Origin of the sequence: Thioalkalivibrio sp. ALMg11 (assembly GCF_000377905.1) — a bacterium.
In the GTDB taxonomy this organism is placed as follows: Bacteria; Pseudomonadota; Gammaproteobacteria; order Ectothiorhodospirales; family Ectothiorhodospiraceae; genus Thioalkalivibrio.
Genome location: NZ_KB898872.1, coordinates 356069 through 370897 on the forward strand (window position 1 = coordinate 356069; position 14829 = coordinate 370897).

15 protein-coding genes are annotated in these 14829 nt (G+C 66.8%); 7 read left to right on the plus strand and 8 right to left on the minus strand.

Translation table 11 applies throughout. The features are described 5' to 3' along the window. The first annotated feature begins 83 nt into the window (after window positions 1-83). Window positions 84-1598, plus strand: coding sequence for a GGDEF domain-containing protein (locus D578_RS0104350; protein WP_018948756.1), 1515 nt, complete (start codon window positions 84-86; stop codon window positions 1596-1598). Window positions 1599-1709: 111 nt separating this feature from the next. After that, on the plus strand, window positions 1710-3014 hold the full coding sequence (locus tag D578_RS0104355) for a TlpA disulfide reductase family protein (RefSeq protein WP_018948757.1): 1305 nt from the start codon (window positions 1710-1712) through the stop codon (window positions 3012-3014). 35 nt (window positions 3015-3049) lie between these two features. On the opposite strand, the gene D578_RS0104360 is transcribed toward D578_RS0104355, so the two are convergent. Next, window positions 3050-3652, minus strand: a complete 603-nt coding sequence (locus tag D578_RS0104360) for an Sbal_3080 family lipoprotein (protein WP_231364056.1) — start codon at window positions 3650-3652, stop codon at window positions 3050-3052. Between the two features lie 235 nt (window positions 3653-3887). Between D578_RS0104360 and D578_RS0104365 the strand changes: the two genes are divergently transcribed. After that, window positions 3888-4586, plus strand: coding sequence for a rhodanese-like domain-containing protein (locus D578_RS0104365; RefSeq protein ID WP_196800656.1), 699 nt, complete (start codon window positions 3888-3890; stop codon window positions 4584-4586). Window positions 4587-4730: 144 nt separating this feature from the next. Here the strand turns inward: D578_RS0104365 and D578_RS0104370 are convergent, their stop codons facing one another. The 3 genes from D578_RS0104370 to D578_RS0104380 all read right to left on the minus strand — a co-directional run bounded on the left by D578_RS0104370 (window position 4731) and on the right by D578_RS0104380 (window position 7283). Further along, entirely contained in the window at window positions 4731-6002 is a 1272-nt protein-coding gene (locus D578_RS0104370; protein WP_018948760.1) for a TlpA disulfide reductase family protein, read from the minus strand. 92 nt (window positions 6003-6094) lie between these two features. Then, the gene (locus D578_RS0104375) at window positions 6095-6667 is read right to left on the minus strand and encodes an NUDIX hydrolase (RefSeq protein ID WP_018948761.1); all 573 of its coding nucleotides are present in this window, start codon (window positions 6665-6667) and stop codon (window positions 6095-6097) included. A gap of 1 nt (window position 6668) precedes the next feature. Beyond that, window positions 6669-7283, minus strand: coding sequence for a BMC domain-containing protein (locus tag D578_RS0104380; RefSeq protein WP_018948762.1), 615 nt, complete (start codon window positions 7281-7283; stop codon window positions 6669-6671). 265 nt (window positions 7284-7548) lie between these two features. Between D578_RS0104380 and D578_RS0104385 the strand changes: the two genes are divergently transcribed. The 3 genes from D578_RS0104385 to D578_RS0104395 all read left to right on the plus strand — a co-directional run bounded on the left by D578_RS0104385 (window position 7549) and on the right by D578_RS0104395 (window position 11051). After that, the gene (locus D578_RS0104385) at window positions 7549-9570 is read left to right on the plus strand and encodes a site-specific recombinase (RefSeq protein ID WP_018948763.1); all 2022 of its coding nucleotides are present in this window, start codon (window positions 7549-7551) and stop codon (window positions 9568-9570) included. Beyond that, window positions 9560-10594 (plus strand): alpha/beta fold hydrolase, encoded by a 1035-nt coding sequence (locus tag D578_RS0104390; RefSeq protein WP_026289170.1) that lies wholly within the window; start codon window positions 9560-9562, stop codon window positions 10592-10594. The genes D578_RS0104385 and D578_RS0104390 overlap by 11 nt, the downstream gene beginning before the upstream one ends. 70 nt (window positions 10595-10664) lie before the next feature. Further along, window positions 10665-11051, plus strand: coding sequence for a YajD family HNH nuclease (locus tag D578_RS0104395; RefSeq protein WP_018948765.1), 387 nt, complete (start codon window positions 10665-10667; stop codon window positions 11049-11051). A 30-nt stretch (window positions 11052-11081) separates the two neighbouring features. Here D578_RS0104395 and D578_RS0104400 read toward each other — a convergent pair whose 3' ends face one another. Both D578_RS0104400 and D578_RS0104405 read right to left on the minus strand, forming a co-directional pair. After that, window positions 11082-11663 (minus strand): GNAT family N-acetyltransferase, encoded by a 582-nt coding sequence (locus D578_RS0104400; protein ID WP_026289171.1) that lies wholly within the window; start codon window positions 11661-11663, stop codon window positions 11082-11084. A gap of 24 nt (window positions 11664-11687) precedes the next feature. Beyond that, window positions 11688-12725 (minus strand): DUF21 domain-containing protein, encoded by a 1038-nt coding sequence (locus tag D578_RS0104405; RefSeq protein ID WP_018948767.1) that lies wholly within the window; start codon window positions 12723-12725, stop codon window positions 11688-11690. Between the two features lie 235 nt (window positions 12726-12960). Here D578_RS0104405 and D578_RS0104410 point away from each other — a divergent pair, with 235 nt between their 5' ends. Then, on the plus strand, window positions 12961-13410 hold the full coding sequence (locus D578_RS0104410) for a host attachment protein (protein WP_018948768.1): 450 nt from the start codon (window positions 12961-12963) through the stop codon (window positions 13408-13410). 63 nt (window positions 13411-13473) lie between these two features. Here the strand turns inward: D578_RS0104410 and D578_RS0104415 are convergent, their stop codons facing one another. Together D578_RS0104415 and D578_RS0104420 are read right to left on the minus strand one after the other, a co-directional pair. After that, complete coding sequence (locus D578_RS0104415) at window positions 13474-14073, minus strand: histidine phosphatase family protein (RefSeq protein WP_026289172.1); 600 nt, start codon at window positions 14071-14073, stop codon at window positions 13474-13476. Between the two features lie 109 nt (window positions 14074-14182). Next, window positions 14183-14779: a histidine phosphatase family protein gene (locus tag D578_RS0104420; RefSeq protein ID WP_018948770.1), complete on the minus strand. Its 597-nt coding sequence runs from the start codon at window positions 14777-14779 to the stop codon at window positions 14183-14185. Window positions 14780-14829: the final 50 nt, after the last annotated feature.

Sequence of the window (14829 nt, forward strand, 5' to 3'; positions counted from 1 at the left end):
TTCAGCCAGTGGCGCCCGGGTGACCGGCTCACAAGGCATGCCGAATCGGGACAACCCGTCAACGGTCTGTCACCATATTATTCATGGGGAAACGGGCCGGCATCCAGCGCGACGACACGCACTCCGCAGGCGCGGAATACCGCGGCGGTGTCCGTTTTGTGCGCCCGAATGCCTGGCAGCTGTTGCTGGGCATCGGCCTCCTGCTGACCGCAACCTATGTCGCCCTGCCCTATGGCCTGCTGGCCAGCAGTCTCTACGTGCTGGGCACCGCAAGCGCTGCGGTCGCTGTCGGCATCGCCGTGTTGCACCGATCGCGGCCATTCGCCGCGAGCGCCTGGGGCCTGATCGCCACCGCGCTGACGCTGGCAGCCATCGGCCACGGCATCTGGTACTGGCTCGATCTGCAGGGCCTGGAACCCTTCCCCTCGGCCGCGGATATCTTCTACCTGTCGGTATACCCACTGTTTGCCATGGCGCTGTGGCAACTGGGAAGCCAGACCGCACGCGACGATGGCGCCTTTGTGGATGCCCTGATCGTGGGGATCTCGGCCGCGGTGCTCGGTTGGGCCCTGCTGATCGCCCCCTACACCTACGACCCCGACCTGACCTGGCTGCAGCTGCTGGTATCCGCTGGGTATCCGGTCGCGGACCTGATCCTGCTGCCGCTGGTCCTGCGCCTGGTGTTCCTGCACCGAACCGGCATCACGGCCCACAGCTTCCTGCTCCTGGGGATGCTCGCCTATCTGGCGGCCGACCTGCTCTACGCCCATGGCAACTCCACCGGCTGGTACACCGCGGGCGGGCTGACCGATGCCTTCTGGCTGATCGCCTATTCCCTGATCGTGGCAGCCGCCTGGCACCCCTCCGCGAGGGTGGAACCTCGGACGCGCATTTCGCCCGCCGAGCTCTCCGGCCGCCGCCTGTTGGTGCTGGGGGCCGCGTCCGTCCTGGTACCGATGGTGATCCTGTTTACCGCTGGCAGCGAGATGGAGATCATTCGCGTCGCGGCGATCGCCTCCATCCTGCTGTTCCTGCTGGTGCTGTACCGCATGGCTGGATTGCTGCGCGAGACCCAGCACCAGGCCAAGCGCCTGGAGCACCTCTCGCGTACCGACCCGCTGACCGGGGCGGGCAATCGTCGCCACATGGAAGAACAGTTAACCCGCGAGATCGCCCGCGCCGAACGCACCCAGGGCCCGCTCAACCTCGCATTCCTGGATATTGACCATTTCAAGCGCTTCAACGATACCCACGGCCATGCCGCCGGCGACGCCCTGCTGCAGGAAATGGTGGCCGCCTGGCGCCCCATCCTGCGGCCCACGGACCTGCTGGCACGCTTTGGCGGCGAGGAATTCGTGGTGGTATTCCCGCACATTGATGCGCAGCAGGCCAGTCGTGTGCTGGAACGCCTGCGCGCTGCGATGCCCAACGGCCAGACCTGCTCGGCCGGGATTGCCAGCTTCCACCCCGGCGACACCATGGACTCGCTGCTGGGACGCGCCGACCAGGCCCTGTACGCCGCGAAGGACGGCGGACGTGACCGCATCATGATCGCCACCACCGAACCCATACCCGTTGCCAGCATGCCCGCGTTGTAGGGACCGGAATCCCCGACTGCGAACACAATCCTGACACCCCGCAGGAGATCAGTGGAGCAATATCGAGCTCTCGCGCGTCTATCTACCCCGAACCCCTTCACCAAGGTTTCCATGACCCACCGCATTCTCGTACGCCTGTTTGCCCTCGCGACCCTGCTGATGATCCCGTTCGCCGCGCTGGCGCAGGAGGCCAACGGCCCGACGGGCGCAGTCGACGCCGCCGCTTCCATCGAGGCCGGCGGGGCCGAGATCCCGGTGGAACGATATCGCGCCGATGGCGAGGCCGTGCTGTTGTGGCTTCCCTCCGAACACGGCCTGCAGGACGGCCATCGACAACAGGCCCTGGCACTGCAGGCGGCCGGGGTCGAGGTCTGGCTGGTCGATCCGTTCACCGGCCACTTCCTGCCCGAGGCGGCATCCAGCTTCGACGACATGCCCACCGCCACGGTGGCGGACCTGATCGAGGCAACCCACGCCGATACCGGACGACCGGTCTTTGCCTTCGGGCATGACCGTGCCCTGCCCTGGCTGCTCACGGGCCTGTACCAGTGGCAACAGGACCACCCCGAGGCGGACTACCTGGCCGGACTGCTGATGACCAGCCCCTTTCTGCATACCGGCGTGGATACCGATGAGGCCGAACTACAACCCATCGTCCGACTGACCAACCTGCCGGTGTACATCCTGCAGCCGGCCCAGTCGCCCCAGCGCCAGCAGCTCGGGCGTATTCGCAGCGGGCTGACCGAGGGCGGCAGTGCGGTGGGGGCGCGCCTGCTTCCCGGGATCCGCGACCGCTTCTTCTTCCGCCCCGATGCGACCGAAGGCGAGCGGCTCGCCAGCGAGACCTTCCACCGCGAGATTATCTTCGCCATGGGCCTGCTGACGCGCCTGCCTCACCAACGGACGCCCGCCGTGGCCGAAGCGGACACGGACCTGACGGTACGCACCCCCAGCGGCACCGACGCACAGCTCAATGCCCTGGATGAACCCGTGGCGGCCCCGCCGCTGGAGCGGCCCGACCTGGCGGGGGATATCCATCGACTGGAGGACTATCGCGGCGAGGTGGTGCTGATCAATTTCTGGGCCAGCTGGTGCCCCCCCTGCGTGCACGAGATGCCGTCCATGCAACTGCTGGAGGACGAACTGCGCGACGAAGGCTTTCGCATCCTGGCGGTGAACCTGGGAGAGGACAAGGACACTATCCGCCGCTTCATCGAGGACGAGGTGCAGACCGAGTTCACCATCCTCCTCGATCCGGAACAGGACTCCCTCGACGACTGGCGCGCGATGGCCTACCCCACCAGCTACGTCGTCGACCGCAAGGGCCGCCTGCGCTACTACCTGTTCGGCGCCATCGAATGGACCGAACCCGGCGTGATCGACCAGATCCGCGACCTGCTGGACGAAGACGCATAGCGGCCCGGAAAGGGCGCGGCGCCGCGCGGGGCGTGCTAAAGATCCGCCAGGATGGCGCGCAGGCGCTCTTCGTAGGCCGCTTCGGTAATCAGCCCCCGGTCGTGCAAGCGATCCAGCTCTTCCAGCCGCGCCTCGACCGAACGGCCGTCGGAGTCTTCAACGCCTCCCTGATCCGCCTGTTCGCCTCCGCGGATCAACTCCACGGCATTCACTTGCGCAAACAGCTCGTCCACTAGCGGCGCCAGCTTCTCTCGGGTCGGCCCGAACTTGTCCATCCGCCCGCTACCGCTGCGGGCATCGTAGGTGGCCTGCCCCGCCAGGCCCTGGGCGTCATAGACGCGAAGATCGGCGTACGAGAGGTACATTGCCAGATCCCACTTCCAGTTCGCAGTGTGTTCCAGGTAATGCGAGCACCGTGCAGGGCGGGAACCGGAATAGACATCCGTGCGGATGCCGCGTTGCTCGATCAGTTCGCGCAACTCAGGCTGAAATCCCGCCATGTGGATGTCGGGGTTGTCGAGCACGCAGACCAGGCTGACATCCACGGCATCCAGTGGCTCGATCGACTGGGTGATGGAACACCCGGTGGCCACCAGCGCAATGCCGGCCACCCAAAACGTACGCAATCCTCGCAACACAAACACCTTCCTTCCTCTGGACGAAATCCTGCGCGCACCTGCCCCGCGCGAACGAGCGCGCACCCTACCAGACCTGCACTACTCCCCGAATACCGAGGCATCCGTACCTCAGCGGTCATCCCACCGCCTGATGGATCGCGCGCCCCCTCGTGCAGCACCTTGCCGGGTCAGGAAATGCCCACGCGGGCAGGCGTTATTTGGCGCAAGCGCCGCAGTTCGAGACTACGTTCGAGGTATGAGAGACGTAGCGGAGACTCCCATGAAAGCACCCAATGCAATACACCGAATCCGATCGGGCCTGCTCGCAGCCACGGTCCTGTTGCTGACCGCACCGGCATTCGCGGAAACAGAGGTCGGCATCACCACCGACATGGCCGAGTTCGAGGTGCGCCACGGCGACGAACTGGTAACGGTGACCCGCGACCAGGATACCTTCGCAACCATCGACCTCGACTACGCGCAGATCGCGCGACCCTGCCCGCCGTTCTGTATCCAGCCGATGAGCCTTGGGCCCGGCGTTGAGACCCTGGGCGAGCTGGAGTTCATCGACTACCTCCAGCAGACCACGGAGCACGACGACCTGGTGATCATCGATTCGCGCACCCCGCGCGAATACCGCCGCGGCACCATCCCCGGCGCCGTCAACATCCCCTGGGACCGCCTGCACTTTGCCTCCGGCGCGGACCCGGACGACGTGCGCAACGTGCTGACCGAAGACTTCGGCGCAATCTTCGACGGCGACTTCTACGACTTCAGCCGGGCGAAGACCCTGGTGCTGTTCTGCAACGGCCCCTGGTGCGGCCAGTCACCCACCAACATCCGCACCCTGACCAATCTCGGCTACCCCGCCGAGCGCATCAAGTGGTACCGCGGCGGCATGCAGATGTGGCACGCCTTCGGCCTGACCATCGTTGAGGGCGAGACCGACGACTAGCCCAAGAGAACATCTACCGCGTCATTGCGAACGCAGCGAAGCAATCTGGTGGGGCTGCGCCCTTGTCTGGCGGATTGCTTCGCTGCGCTTGCAATGACGGGATGGGTGGCGAACCGGCGGTCACTGCGCCAGCCAGCCTGCCGACTACTCCGGCTCCGCCATCAGGGCCTCGACGATGGCGATAACGTCGCGGTCGTCCCATTCAATGGCGCTGTTGACCGAATAACGCACACGGCCGTCGCGGCCGAGGATGAAGGAGCTGGGGAAGGCGAACACGCGCCAGTCGGCGGCCACCCGGCCGTCGAAGTCCATCAGGACCGGGAAATCGACCTGCACCTCTTCCATGAAGGCCGTGATGTGTTCGGCGCTTTCCTGATAGTTGACCGACACGATGGCGAAGCCCTCGCCCAGAGTCTCGGCCATGCGGTTCATCGACGGGATCTCGTGCACGCAGGGCGGGCACCAGCTGGCCCAGAAGTTCAGCAGTACCACCTGACCGTCGTAGTGGGACAGCGACTGCTCATCGCCCAGATGGTCGGTGAGCGTGAAGTCCGCGACCGGCGGCGGGTGATCGCGCTCCACCAGGCCGCGGCCGGCCTCGACGTCGCGGGCCGCCTCGGGCATGGGCGCGGCCGCCAGCGCGCGCGGGACGCTGGCCAGCAGACGGCCCGCCTGCAGCAACTGCGCGGGCAGGCGCTCGGCCGCGGCCTGCTCCTCCGGGTCGGGGGCCGAACGGCGCAGATAGTAAAAGTCGCGCACCTCCGGGACCATCTGCACGAACACCGGGCTACCGCCCCGGCGCAGGTCGGCCAGGATGTCGTCCAGGTGCCAGCGATAGACACCCTGAGTAGGCTGCAGCAGGAAGACTGGAAGATTGGTGGCGCGCACGACATCCACGAACTCGGCGGGCGCCCCCGCCACCGGTGTGTCGACCATCAGGTTGGGGAAGGCCAGCGCCGCTCCGAGCACATAGGCCTGCTCGGGGTCGTCCTCCTGCCACTGGCGCATGCCGCGCAGGGCGGTGATCGCCGGACGGCCCGAGGCCACCAGCATCACCTGCTTGCCGGTCTGCTCGTGCGCCGTGCGCAGTAGCGCCGCCACGCTCACGCCATCCAGGCTGCGCATGCTCTCGTTGGTGCGCGGGAGGAAATGGGCATCCAGCAGATCGACCTGCCAGACCTCGACACCCATCGCAGCCAGCTCGCGGCCGAGGCGCGCATGGTTGGCGTGTTCGCCCGCCTGCGGCAGCAGCCAGAGGTAGACTCGATCGCCGGCGGCCGGGTACACGGTGACCTCCAGGTCCACGCCGGCGGGATCGGTCACCGTGACGGTGTGCGATTCCACCTCGCCGGCACCCGCTGGCGAGAACAGGAGCAGCAAAGACAGCAGCAAGGCCAAACGCGGCAGGATGGTCATCGAGACGGGACCTCAAGGGGAACCGACCGCGACTATAGCGCCCACTCGCGTTCGCGGGAACGGCGCACGGAAGCGCCGAAGCCAGGGCAGGATCAGCGCAGGTGGGTGTGCTGGTAGGTGCGCAGACGGCGGGTCTTTTCCACCATGCGCCAGAGGGAGCGGCAGTTGTTGTAGCGCGAGACGTGCTGCAGCGGCACCCAGAGGATATCGTGCGACTCGTGGCTGCCGGGCACCGGCAGGCGGTCGTCGATCTCCAGCAGGAAGCGCACGTCGATGTGCTCGTGCATCGGGAAATGCGGGCTGGCCGGGATGGTGTGGATGTCGAGATCGAAGACATCCTCCTCCACCAGCCGGATCTGCTCGGGGGCGAGCCCGGTCTCTTCGTGGGTCTCGCGCAGGGCCACCTGCAGGATGTCGGCCTGGCCATCGGCATGCCCGCCGGGCTGGAACCAGCGGTGATGCTTGCCGTGCAGCAGCAGCAATGCCCGTTCGCGGTCGGGGCTGACCACCCAGGCGGAACCGGTTACATGCGCGGGCAGGAGATCGCAGTGGAAGCAGTCCGGGTGCTCGCTGACGAACTCCAGGGCACGGCGGACGTAACCGGCCTCCTCGATGAAGGTCGTCTGGTGCCGGGCGAGCAGGTCCAGCAGCTGGGCGCGATGCATCTCAGGTCCCGGCGGGGTTGTGCAGGGCGTGGATCGCCGCGCGCGCGGCCTCGTCCACATCGCCCTCTCTGCCGGCCAGGGTCAGACGGCCAAAGGCACCCACCGCACGGACGTCGATCAGCGAGACGTTGGCGGCCTTCAGCGCCTGGTTCGCGGCGTAGATGATGTACCCGGCCGGCTCCGCCTCGAGGATGAACATGCTCTGTTCCGGCAGGATCATGTTGCCGCGACGATTCTGGCGGTTGATCAGCACGGTGTGATCCGGGGTCATCCCGCGGATGGTCTCCTGCCACGGGATGCGGCAGGGCTGGCGATCGGTCTGGCTGGCACCCAGGCGCGCCAGCAGCACGCGCCCGGCCTCCTGCACGTCGCTCTGGTCGCGGTGGTGGATCACCATGGAGCCGAATTCACGCTCCACCACCTGCTGCGCGAGGTGCACGTTGGTCGCCTTCAGTGCCACGTCGGTCAGGCGGTGCACCGCCATCCCCGGGGACACCTCCACCCACAGGCAGGAGTCCCCCGGAACGGGCAGGAAGCCCTGGGAGACCGTAGCCATGTATTCCGCCAGCTGCGGCTGGAGGGAATCCATGTAGACGTAGGTGCGCAGCTGGATCATCGATTCGCTCTGGGCCAGGGCCCGAGGCCCATGGTTCCCGCACGTCGCGGCCCGAACCCGCGCGGGAATTCGCGCACGCCTCATGCAAGCCGCCTCGAAATGGCGGGCTCGCGGGCACACGCGGGAGAATTGGAGGACATATTGTGAACGCAGCGCGTCCCAAGCTCAACGTTGAGTGCCTTAACGGGCCGGCCTTCGGGCGGCCACACGTCCCCGGGAGACGCTCGTATAATGCAACGCCACCCCCGCAGCCACAGGGATTGTCATGCCGAAGCAGGATGCGGAACACCTCCTCGCCAGCGTGGAAGACGCCGATCTCGATCTGGCCGAAACCCTGCGCCGGATCGTCGACTGGCTGCGCCCGGAGGACCCGCGCAATGTCGCGCCGGTGATCTCCCGCATCGAGCAACTGAATCTGGCCCTGGCGGAGAACCCCCGCCTGCAGGAGCGGCTGCGCGAACGCCTGGAGGACGGACTGGAGGATGCCCGGCATCTGACGCTGTACACCGGGATCGGGCTGTTCTCGCGCAAGGGGTTCTTCCGCGAGGCGGCGGAACTGATCTACGAGCGGATCAATCCTCGCCCGATGGACCGGCGCGACCTGAAAGACGTGCTTTATCACGTCTTTCACCAGACCGATGACGCCATCTGGGTCGCGTCCCTTCCGGACGATGCCTGGTGGCGCTTTCTCGAATCCCTGGGCTGCCTGTCCGGCGAGCACCCGGGGGTTCTGCAGCGGGCCCGCGAGGAGGTCCTCTACGCCCTGGAGATGCTGTCGATCTGGGTAGCCGCGGAGGAGCTGGAACCGGAACTGCTGCGCCTGGACCCGTCGATCGCCGAGCACAACTCGGCCTTTGTTGCCCAGGAGCGCGAGATCTCCGCCTATGTGCGCGACTATCGCGCCGCCCTGGAAGACCCCAACCACGAGCGCATGGACGACCGCCATGCCCGGGTGCTGCTGGAGCAGTGCAGTGAACAGATCGCGCGCCTGCGCCAGCTGGCCATCACCCATGGCAACAGCCTGTCGCTGACCCACCTGCTGGAACGGCTGGACCAGACCCTCGGGCGCATTCACAAGCTGCTCGATCTGCTGGAGCCTGACACGGATCGCGACACGCGCGCCGCCTCGGTCGGGGTGTTCCGCGAACTCATCACCATCAGCGCCCGCCAGCACGGCGTACGCGCGCTGTGGCAGGACAACATCAAGCTGGTCTCACGCAGCATCACCCAGCAAGTCAGCGACACCGGCGAGCACTACATCACGCAGTCGCGCGGCGAATACTTCCAGATGCTGCGCTCCGGGGCCGGCGCCGGGCTAATCATCGCGGTCATGGCCCTGATCAAGATCCAGATCGAATCCCTCGGGCTGTCCCACGCGATCAACACCCTGTGGGTGAGCCTGAACTACGGCCTCGGCTTCGTACTGATCCACATCCTGCATTTCACCGTGGCCACCAAGCAGCCGGCCATGACCGCCGCGCGTCTGGCCGCCGCCATCGAGGAAAGCGAACGCGGCACAGCCGATCCACGAACCATGGCGGATCTCCTGATGCGGGTGGGCCGTTCGCAGTTCGCTGCGGTCCTCGGCAACGTGGGCATCGCGCTGCCGACCGCCATCCTGATCGGCCTGTTCGCGGCCGGTCTGTTCAACGCCCCGGTCCTGTCCGATCACGAGGTCGACTACCTGGTGGACGGGCTGCACCCGATCATGGGCCTGGCACTGTTCTTTGCCGCGATCGCCGGGGTCTGGCTGTTCGTCTCCGGCCTGATCGCGGGCTTCTTCGACAACCGTTGCGCCTATCTCGACCTGCCCGGCCGCCTGCGTGAGCATCCGCTGCTGCGCCGGTTGCTGCCGACCGGTGCGCGCCACCGTCTGGCCGACTGGATCGGCCACAACTACGGTGCACTGATCGGCAACTTCCTGTTCGGTGTGCTGCTGGGGGTGACCGGCTATATCGGCTACCTGCTGAACCTGCCGCTGGACATCCAGCACGTGGCCTTTGCCTCGGCCAACCTCGGCTATGTCACCGCCAGCGAGGCGCCCGGGCTGGGCATGTTCGTGCTGTTCCTGGTGTTCGTGCTGCTGATCGGGGCGGTCAACCTGTGGGTCAGCTTCGGGCTCGCGTTGTACGTTGCCCTGCGTGCCCGTGGCGTGCGCATCGGGACCTTTGGCCGCGTGTTTCGCGCCTACGGCCACCACCTGCGCGAACGTCCGGGCGAATTCCTGTTCCCGCCCAGCGCCCAGGCCACGGCCGACGGGGGCGACGACGAGTCCGATGCCCGTTAGCAGGGCCTTGCGTCTGCTGGCGACGGCACTCGCGCTAGCGCTCGCCGGCTGTGCCGGGACGGTACCCAGCCCCTCCGGCGACGAGACCCGCGCGCCAATGATGACCCCCGAGGTCATCGACACAGCCGATGGCGACCGGCTGCCGCTGCACCGCTGGGGGCCGGACACCGCCGAGCGGGTTGTGCTGGCCCTGCACGGCTTCAACGACCACGGCGGCAGCATGCAGGCGCTGGGCGAGGCGCTGGCCGGGCACGACATTGCGGTGTATGCCTATGACCAGCGCGGCTTCGGGGCCACGCGCAACGTCGGCTACTGGTCCGGTCACCGTCTGATGGTCGAGGACGCCCGCACCGCGCTCCGGCTGCTGCAGGAGCGCTACCCCGACCAGACGCCCTACCTGATCGGCAAGAGCATGGGGGGAGCCGTCGCGCTACTGGCCGTGGCGGACACAGCCGATTCCGGGGGTGCATCGCCGCTGGTGGCCGGCACGGTCCTGATCGCCCCGGCGGTCTGGAGCCGCGGCGACATGCCCTGGTATCAGCGCTTCGGCCTGTGGCTGGGAGCGCGCCTGGCGCCCGGCTGGCGTCTGGACGGCGAGATGGCCGCCGATCTCGACATCCACCCCACCGATGACCCCGCCGTACTGCAACAGATGCGCGACGACCCGCTGGTGCTGCGTGATGCCCGCATCGATGCGCTGGACGGCCTGACCACCCTGATGACCCGCGCGCTGGAGGCGGGCCCGGCTTTGCCCCCACCGAGCCTGACGCTGTACGGGGCGCGCGACGATCTGGTGCCGCCCCAGCCCCTGGCGCGCCTGCTGGAGGCCCTGACCGCCCAGGAATCCGATGACCATCGGGCGGCGCTCTACCCCGAGGGTTATCACATGCTGACCCGGTATACCGGGGCCGAAACCACCTTCGAGGACATCGCCGCCTGGCTGCGAGCCCCCGCAGGGGGCCTGCCCTCGGGCCACGAACGCTCGCCCGCCGCCCTGGCGCAGCACCTGCGCGAAAAGGACTGACCCGGGTTTCTCTGGCCACCACCGCGCGCTGGCGCTACGGTGGACCCAGCCAACCTTCGGAGAACGCCCCATGAGCCACTCGACCCCCAACCGCCTCGACGACCTGGTTGCCCGCAGCCGCCGCGATCAGGCGGAACGGGAACAGGGCTACCGCGAGCAAGCGTTGAAGATGTATCCGTGGGTGTGCGGACGCTGCGCGCGCGAATTCACCCGCGTCAACCTGCGCGAGCTGACCGTGCACCACCGCGACCACAACCACGACAATAATCCATCCGACGGCAGCAACTGGGAGCTGCTGTGCCTGTACTGCCACGACAACGAACACCAGCGCTACACCGACGCCACCCCGGGCAGCGGCCAGACGGCGGGTACCAACTCGGCCACCCACAACCCCTTTGCCGGACTGGCTGGGTTGCTTAACGATAACGACCGGGGCGGCGACGACTCGAAAACGTAGATCGACTCCGGGCTGGATGCCGGCTTTGTGTCAGAGCCGGCGGCACCAGAACTGCAATGGCTTGAGGCTCTCCTGCCTCGCGCCGATATCCGGCCACGGGAAGTGGCCGACCAGCCCCTCGGCGCGACGGTAGCCGCGCTTTTCCCAGAACCCGTCCAAGGGCCGGTAACAGGCCGGGCGTCTCGGGTGATCATCCGGGCGCACCACCGCGCAGAAGGTGGCATGGGCAAAGCCCAGGCGCCGCGCCGCCGCCTCGCGCTCGTCGAAGAACCGATGCCCCGCGCCCTGGCCGCGGAAGTCCAGCTCCAGCACCGATTCCGCCAGGTAGTAATACGCCGCCGGGTCCAGTCCCTGCTCAAGGAACGGGGCCTGGAACTCCGCCTCGGCCGCGGCCAGCGGCAGCGCAGTGGAGGCCCCCACGACGCGATCACCTTCCAGCGCGAGTACCAACGTACTGTCCGGGCAGTCCACGTAGTCCTGCAGATACCGCTCTTCGTACTCCGCGCTGCCGTCGTAGAGATACGGCCACTCGCGGAACACTGCGATGCGCAGGCGTGCAACATCCTCCAGGTATGGGGCCATCCCCGCCCCTCCCACGATCCTGTACTCCATTCGTCTCGCCCCCCGGGATCGCAATCAAACCGACGCCGGCGTGTCCGCGGGGGCCTCCCGGCCGACACCGCGCAAGAGGCGCCCAAGGATATCCGACCCACTCAATATGCGGCGCTGACTATCGGTCCACAGCAGGATCACGTCGTCCCCAACCACCGTGTCGCCGCTGCTGGCCGGCCGCACCCGGAAATGGGGTACCAGGCTGCCGAGCCGGTGGCTGCCATCACGCACGACCAGCGGGTGATGGCAGTGATGGTGGGGATCGAACCGCTCCGGCGCAAACAGCGCCTCGCGGGTGAAATCCGCGACCCGGATAGCCGTGCGCGGCTCGCCCTCGGGATCGCTGACCACCATCCAGCTTCGACCCGGTCGATTGAGTCGGCGCAGGAACGCATCATCGGTACGGGGCTCGATCCCCGGGAACACCGGACGCCCGGCCTCGAAGTCCAGCGTGATCACGCTGTCCGGGTCCAGCGCCTCGCCCTCGTGCTGCACCAGGATGTCGTCCAGCTCGAGGAAATTCCGCGCGCCCCGCCCCTCGACCCGGGTGATCTCGCTGCCGTGGGCCTGCATGTGCAGATCGATCAGGTAGTGCAGGTCGCGCTCGGGGAAGAAGCGAATCTCCTCACCGCCCAGCCAGCGGTCCAGCACCCAGGCGGTGGGCCGTGCCACCGGGTACATCAGGATCTGGTAGAAGCGCAGCAGTGGATACAGCGCCCCGGCCACCCGCAGGGCATGCCGCGAAAAATAGGACTGCGGCAGGATTTCGGCAAAGATCGTGATCACCACGGTGGAGAACAGGAACGCCGCCACACCGCCCATCACCGAGCCAGACAACAACGCCAGCAGCACGTTGACGGAAACGTTACCCCAGAGAATGGTCACCAAGGCAAAGTTAGCATCGGCGCGCAAGGCCAGAAGGCGCTCCGCGCGCCGGTCGCCCTTCTGCGCCTCGACCTCCAGCTCCAGCTTGCTGCGCGAGAACAGTCCGAGATTGAGCCCGGACAGAATCGCCGATTGGGACAGGCAGACGAGGATACCCAGCCAGGTGAGGACACTCATGGGGTCTTTTCCTTGGGCAACACTGCGCACGAACGAGAGAGGCTTCAGGGTACCGCGCGGCAAGCCGTGCGCGCCCGCACGGAACGTTGGTTTCGTCGTGCAAAGCCCCACCCGTGAACCGGCAAAGCATCTACACTCGAAGACGGGGCCGATGCCTGTCGGGCCGGCCCCATAGCGGCCCGGTACGCCCGGAAACGGCCGGTCGGGCCACCGAATACGCTACAGGAGGATCTGCATGGATACTGTCTGGATCGTTGTCGCCGACGCCGCACGAGCCCGCATCTTTACCTGCGAGGGCCGTGCCTGCCAGGGGATGCACGAGAGCGAGACGCTCTCGCACAGCGAATCCCGCGCCCACAATCAGGATCTCGTCTCGGATCGTCCCGGGCGCAGCTGGAGCAGTGCCAGCGGGGACGCACGCCACGCCATGCAGGACAGCACCGACCCCGCCGCCAACGAACGCAACCGCTTTGCCCGTCAGGTGGCCGAACGCCTCAAGTCCGCCCATAACGACGGCACCTACAAGAAATTGGTGATCGTCGCCGCACCCTCGTTCCTGGGCGCCCTGCGCGAAATGCTGGACCCGACCGTGGCCCATAACGTCACTGCCGAGGTCGCCAAGAACATCACCAAATCCATCGACGCCACCACCCTGCGCAAGCACCTGCCCGACTTCCTCTACTAGTCACACCCCAGCCCTGGCCCCGCATGGCGGGGCCAGGGTGCGACCGACCGGAACAAACACCTCTCAGCGCTTACCGAGATCGTCCGGCTTCAGCGTGCCCAGCAGACGCGGGCCGTCGGCGTGTGGCTCGAACACCGCCATCTCGGCCTCCTCGATCTCCACCTCCACCGCGTGGCGCAGGTTCAGGTCGTGGCCCACAACGACGATGTTTTTCTTCGGATCCTTGGGCGGAGTATTCAGATGCCTCCGCAGGCCTTCGATCAGGTCCTCGCGGCGCTCGTCATCCTGGATAATCGGCAGATTGTAGAGCTCGGTCCGAATCTCGTAGTCATCGAAGGCATAGTGTGCGGTCTCCCAGTTGCGGCAGAACTCGCTGGTCAGCACCTGCTCCACCGGGATCGCGTAATGCTCGAAGCCCTTGCCCACCTGGCGCGCCTGCTCACGCCCGTGCGTGCTGAGATTGCGCTGCCCTTCGCAGTCGTCCATGTCCGACAGATCGTAGTCGTCATGCGAGCGATCCGTCGCCGCATGCCGCCAGTACACCACCAGCCCGCCAGTCTGCATACGCTCGATCAGCGCATCCGGTGCCAGCGTCTCCGCATTCGCGGTAGCGAACGCCACCAGCAACAGGCCCAGGATTGCGCCCAGCATCCCAGTTCGCATGCCGTCCTCCTCGCAGGTGATGGATTCGGTGTTTCCCTTGGGCGTAGACGATCTGCGGCCGCGGTGCCCGGCATCCACACCGGGCACGTGCCTCAAGGAATCCCGAGGCTCAGTCGAAGTCCTCGGGCGTCAGCACCCCGAGTACACGGGGCGAGTCGCCGCCGGGCTCGAACACGGCGATTTCACCCTCGTCGATGCGAACCCGGGCGGCCTGCTGAAGATTGATGTTGTGGCCGACGATCACCACGTTCTTCCCGGCATCCTCCGGCGCCGTAACCAGATAGCGCCGCAATGCCTCGACCAGCTCCTGCTGGCGCTGACGGTCACGCACTGGCGGCACGTTGAACAGGTCGTCACGGACCTCCCAGGAATCTTCGCCGAAGGCGATCCGGGCGCTGTCGACATTGCGGCAGAAGGGCGAGCTCAGGATGCGCTCTACCGGAATCGCGTGGCGCTCGAAGCCCTCGCCCACCTGACGAGCCTGCTCGCGCCCGCGGTCGTCGAGATTGCGCTGCGCCTCGCAACGGCTCATGTCGGACAGGCCAGTGTCCCGCTGGCTGCGGTCGGTGGCCGCATGCCGCCAGTAAATCACCAGCCCACCCGCCTGCATGCGCTCGATCAGGGCCTCCGACGCCAGTGTGTCGGCGCTCGCGGTTACGGGGGAAAATCCAAGGATGATCAGGAACAAAAACCAGCGCCGAAGCATCGGGGCCTCCAGTAAAAGCAGGGTTCAACAGAGCAAGAGACCGTCATAAA

Bases quoted from the DNA above. Each gene is read 5' to 3' on its own strand.
- D578_RS0104395 (WP_018948765.1), top strand. From the start codon at position 10,665: ATGAGCCACTCGACCCCCAACCGCCTCGACGACCTGGTTGCCCGCAGC.
- D578_RS0104410 (WP_018948768.1), top strand. From the start codon at position 12,961: ATGGATACTGTCTGGATCGTTGTCGCCGACGCCGCACGAGCCCGCATC.
- D578_RS0104390 (WP_026289170.1), top strand. From the start codon at position 9,560: ATGCCCGTTAGCAGGGCCTTGCGTCTGCTGGCGACGGCACTCGCGCTA.
- D578_RS0104385 (WP_018948763.1), top strand. From the start codon at position 7,549: ATGCCGAAGCAGGATGCGGAACACCTCCTCGCCAGCGTGGAAGACGCC.
- D578_RS0104420 (WP_018948770.1), bottom strand. From the start codon at position 14,779: ATGCTTCGGCGCTGGTTTTTGTTCCTGATCATCCTTGGATTTTCCCCC.
- D578_RS0104350 (WP_018948756.1), top strand. From the start codon at position 84: ATGGGGAAACGGGCCGGCATCCAGCGCGACGACACGCACTCCGCAGGC.
- D578_RS0104400 (WP_026289171.1), bottom strand. From the start codon at position 11,663: ATGGAGTACAGGATCGTGGGAGGGGCGGGGATGGCCCCATACCTGGAG.
- D578_RS0104375 (WP_018948761.1), bottom strand. From the start codon at position 6,667: ATGCATCGCGCCCAGCTGCTGGACCTGCTCGCCCGGCACCAGACGACC.
- D578_RS0104370 (WP_018948760.1), bottom strand. From the start codon at position 6,002: ATGACCATCCTGCCGCGTTTGGCCTTGCTGCTGTCTTTGCTGCTCCTG.
- D578_RS0104365 (WP_196800656.1), top strand. From the start codon at position 3,888: ATGAGAGACGTAGCGGAGACTCCCATGAAAGCACCCAATGCAATACAC.
- D578_RS0104405 (WP_018948767.1), bottom strand. From the start codon at position 12,725: ATGAGTGTCCTCACCTGGCTGGGTATCCTCGTCTGCCTGTCCCAATCG.
- D578_RS0104415 (WP_026289172.1), bottom strand. From the start codon at position 14,073: ATGCGAACTGGGATGCTGGGCGCAATCCTGGGCCTGTTGCTGGTGGCG.
- D578_RS0104380 (WP_018948762.1), bottom strand. From the start codon at position 7,283: ATGATCCAGCTGCGCACCTACGTCTACATGGATTCCCTCCAGCCGCAG.
- D578_RS0104355 (WP_018948757.1), top strand. From the start codon at position 1,710: ATGACCCACCGCATTCTCGTACGCCTGTTTGCCCTCGCGACCCTGCTG.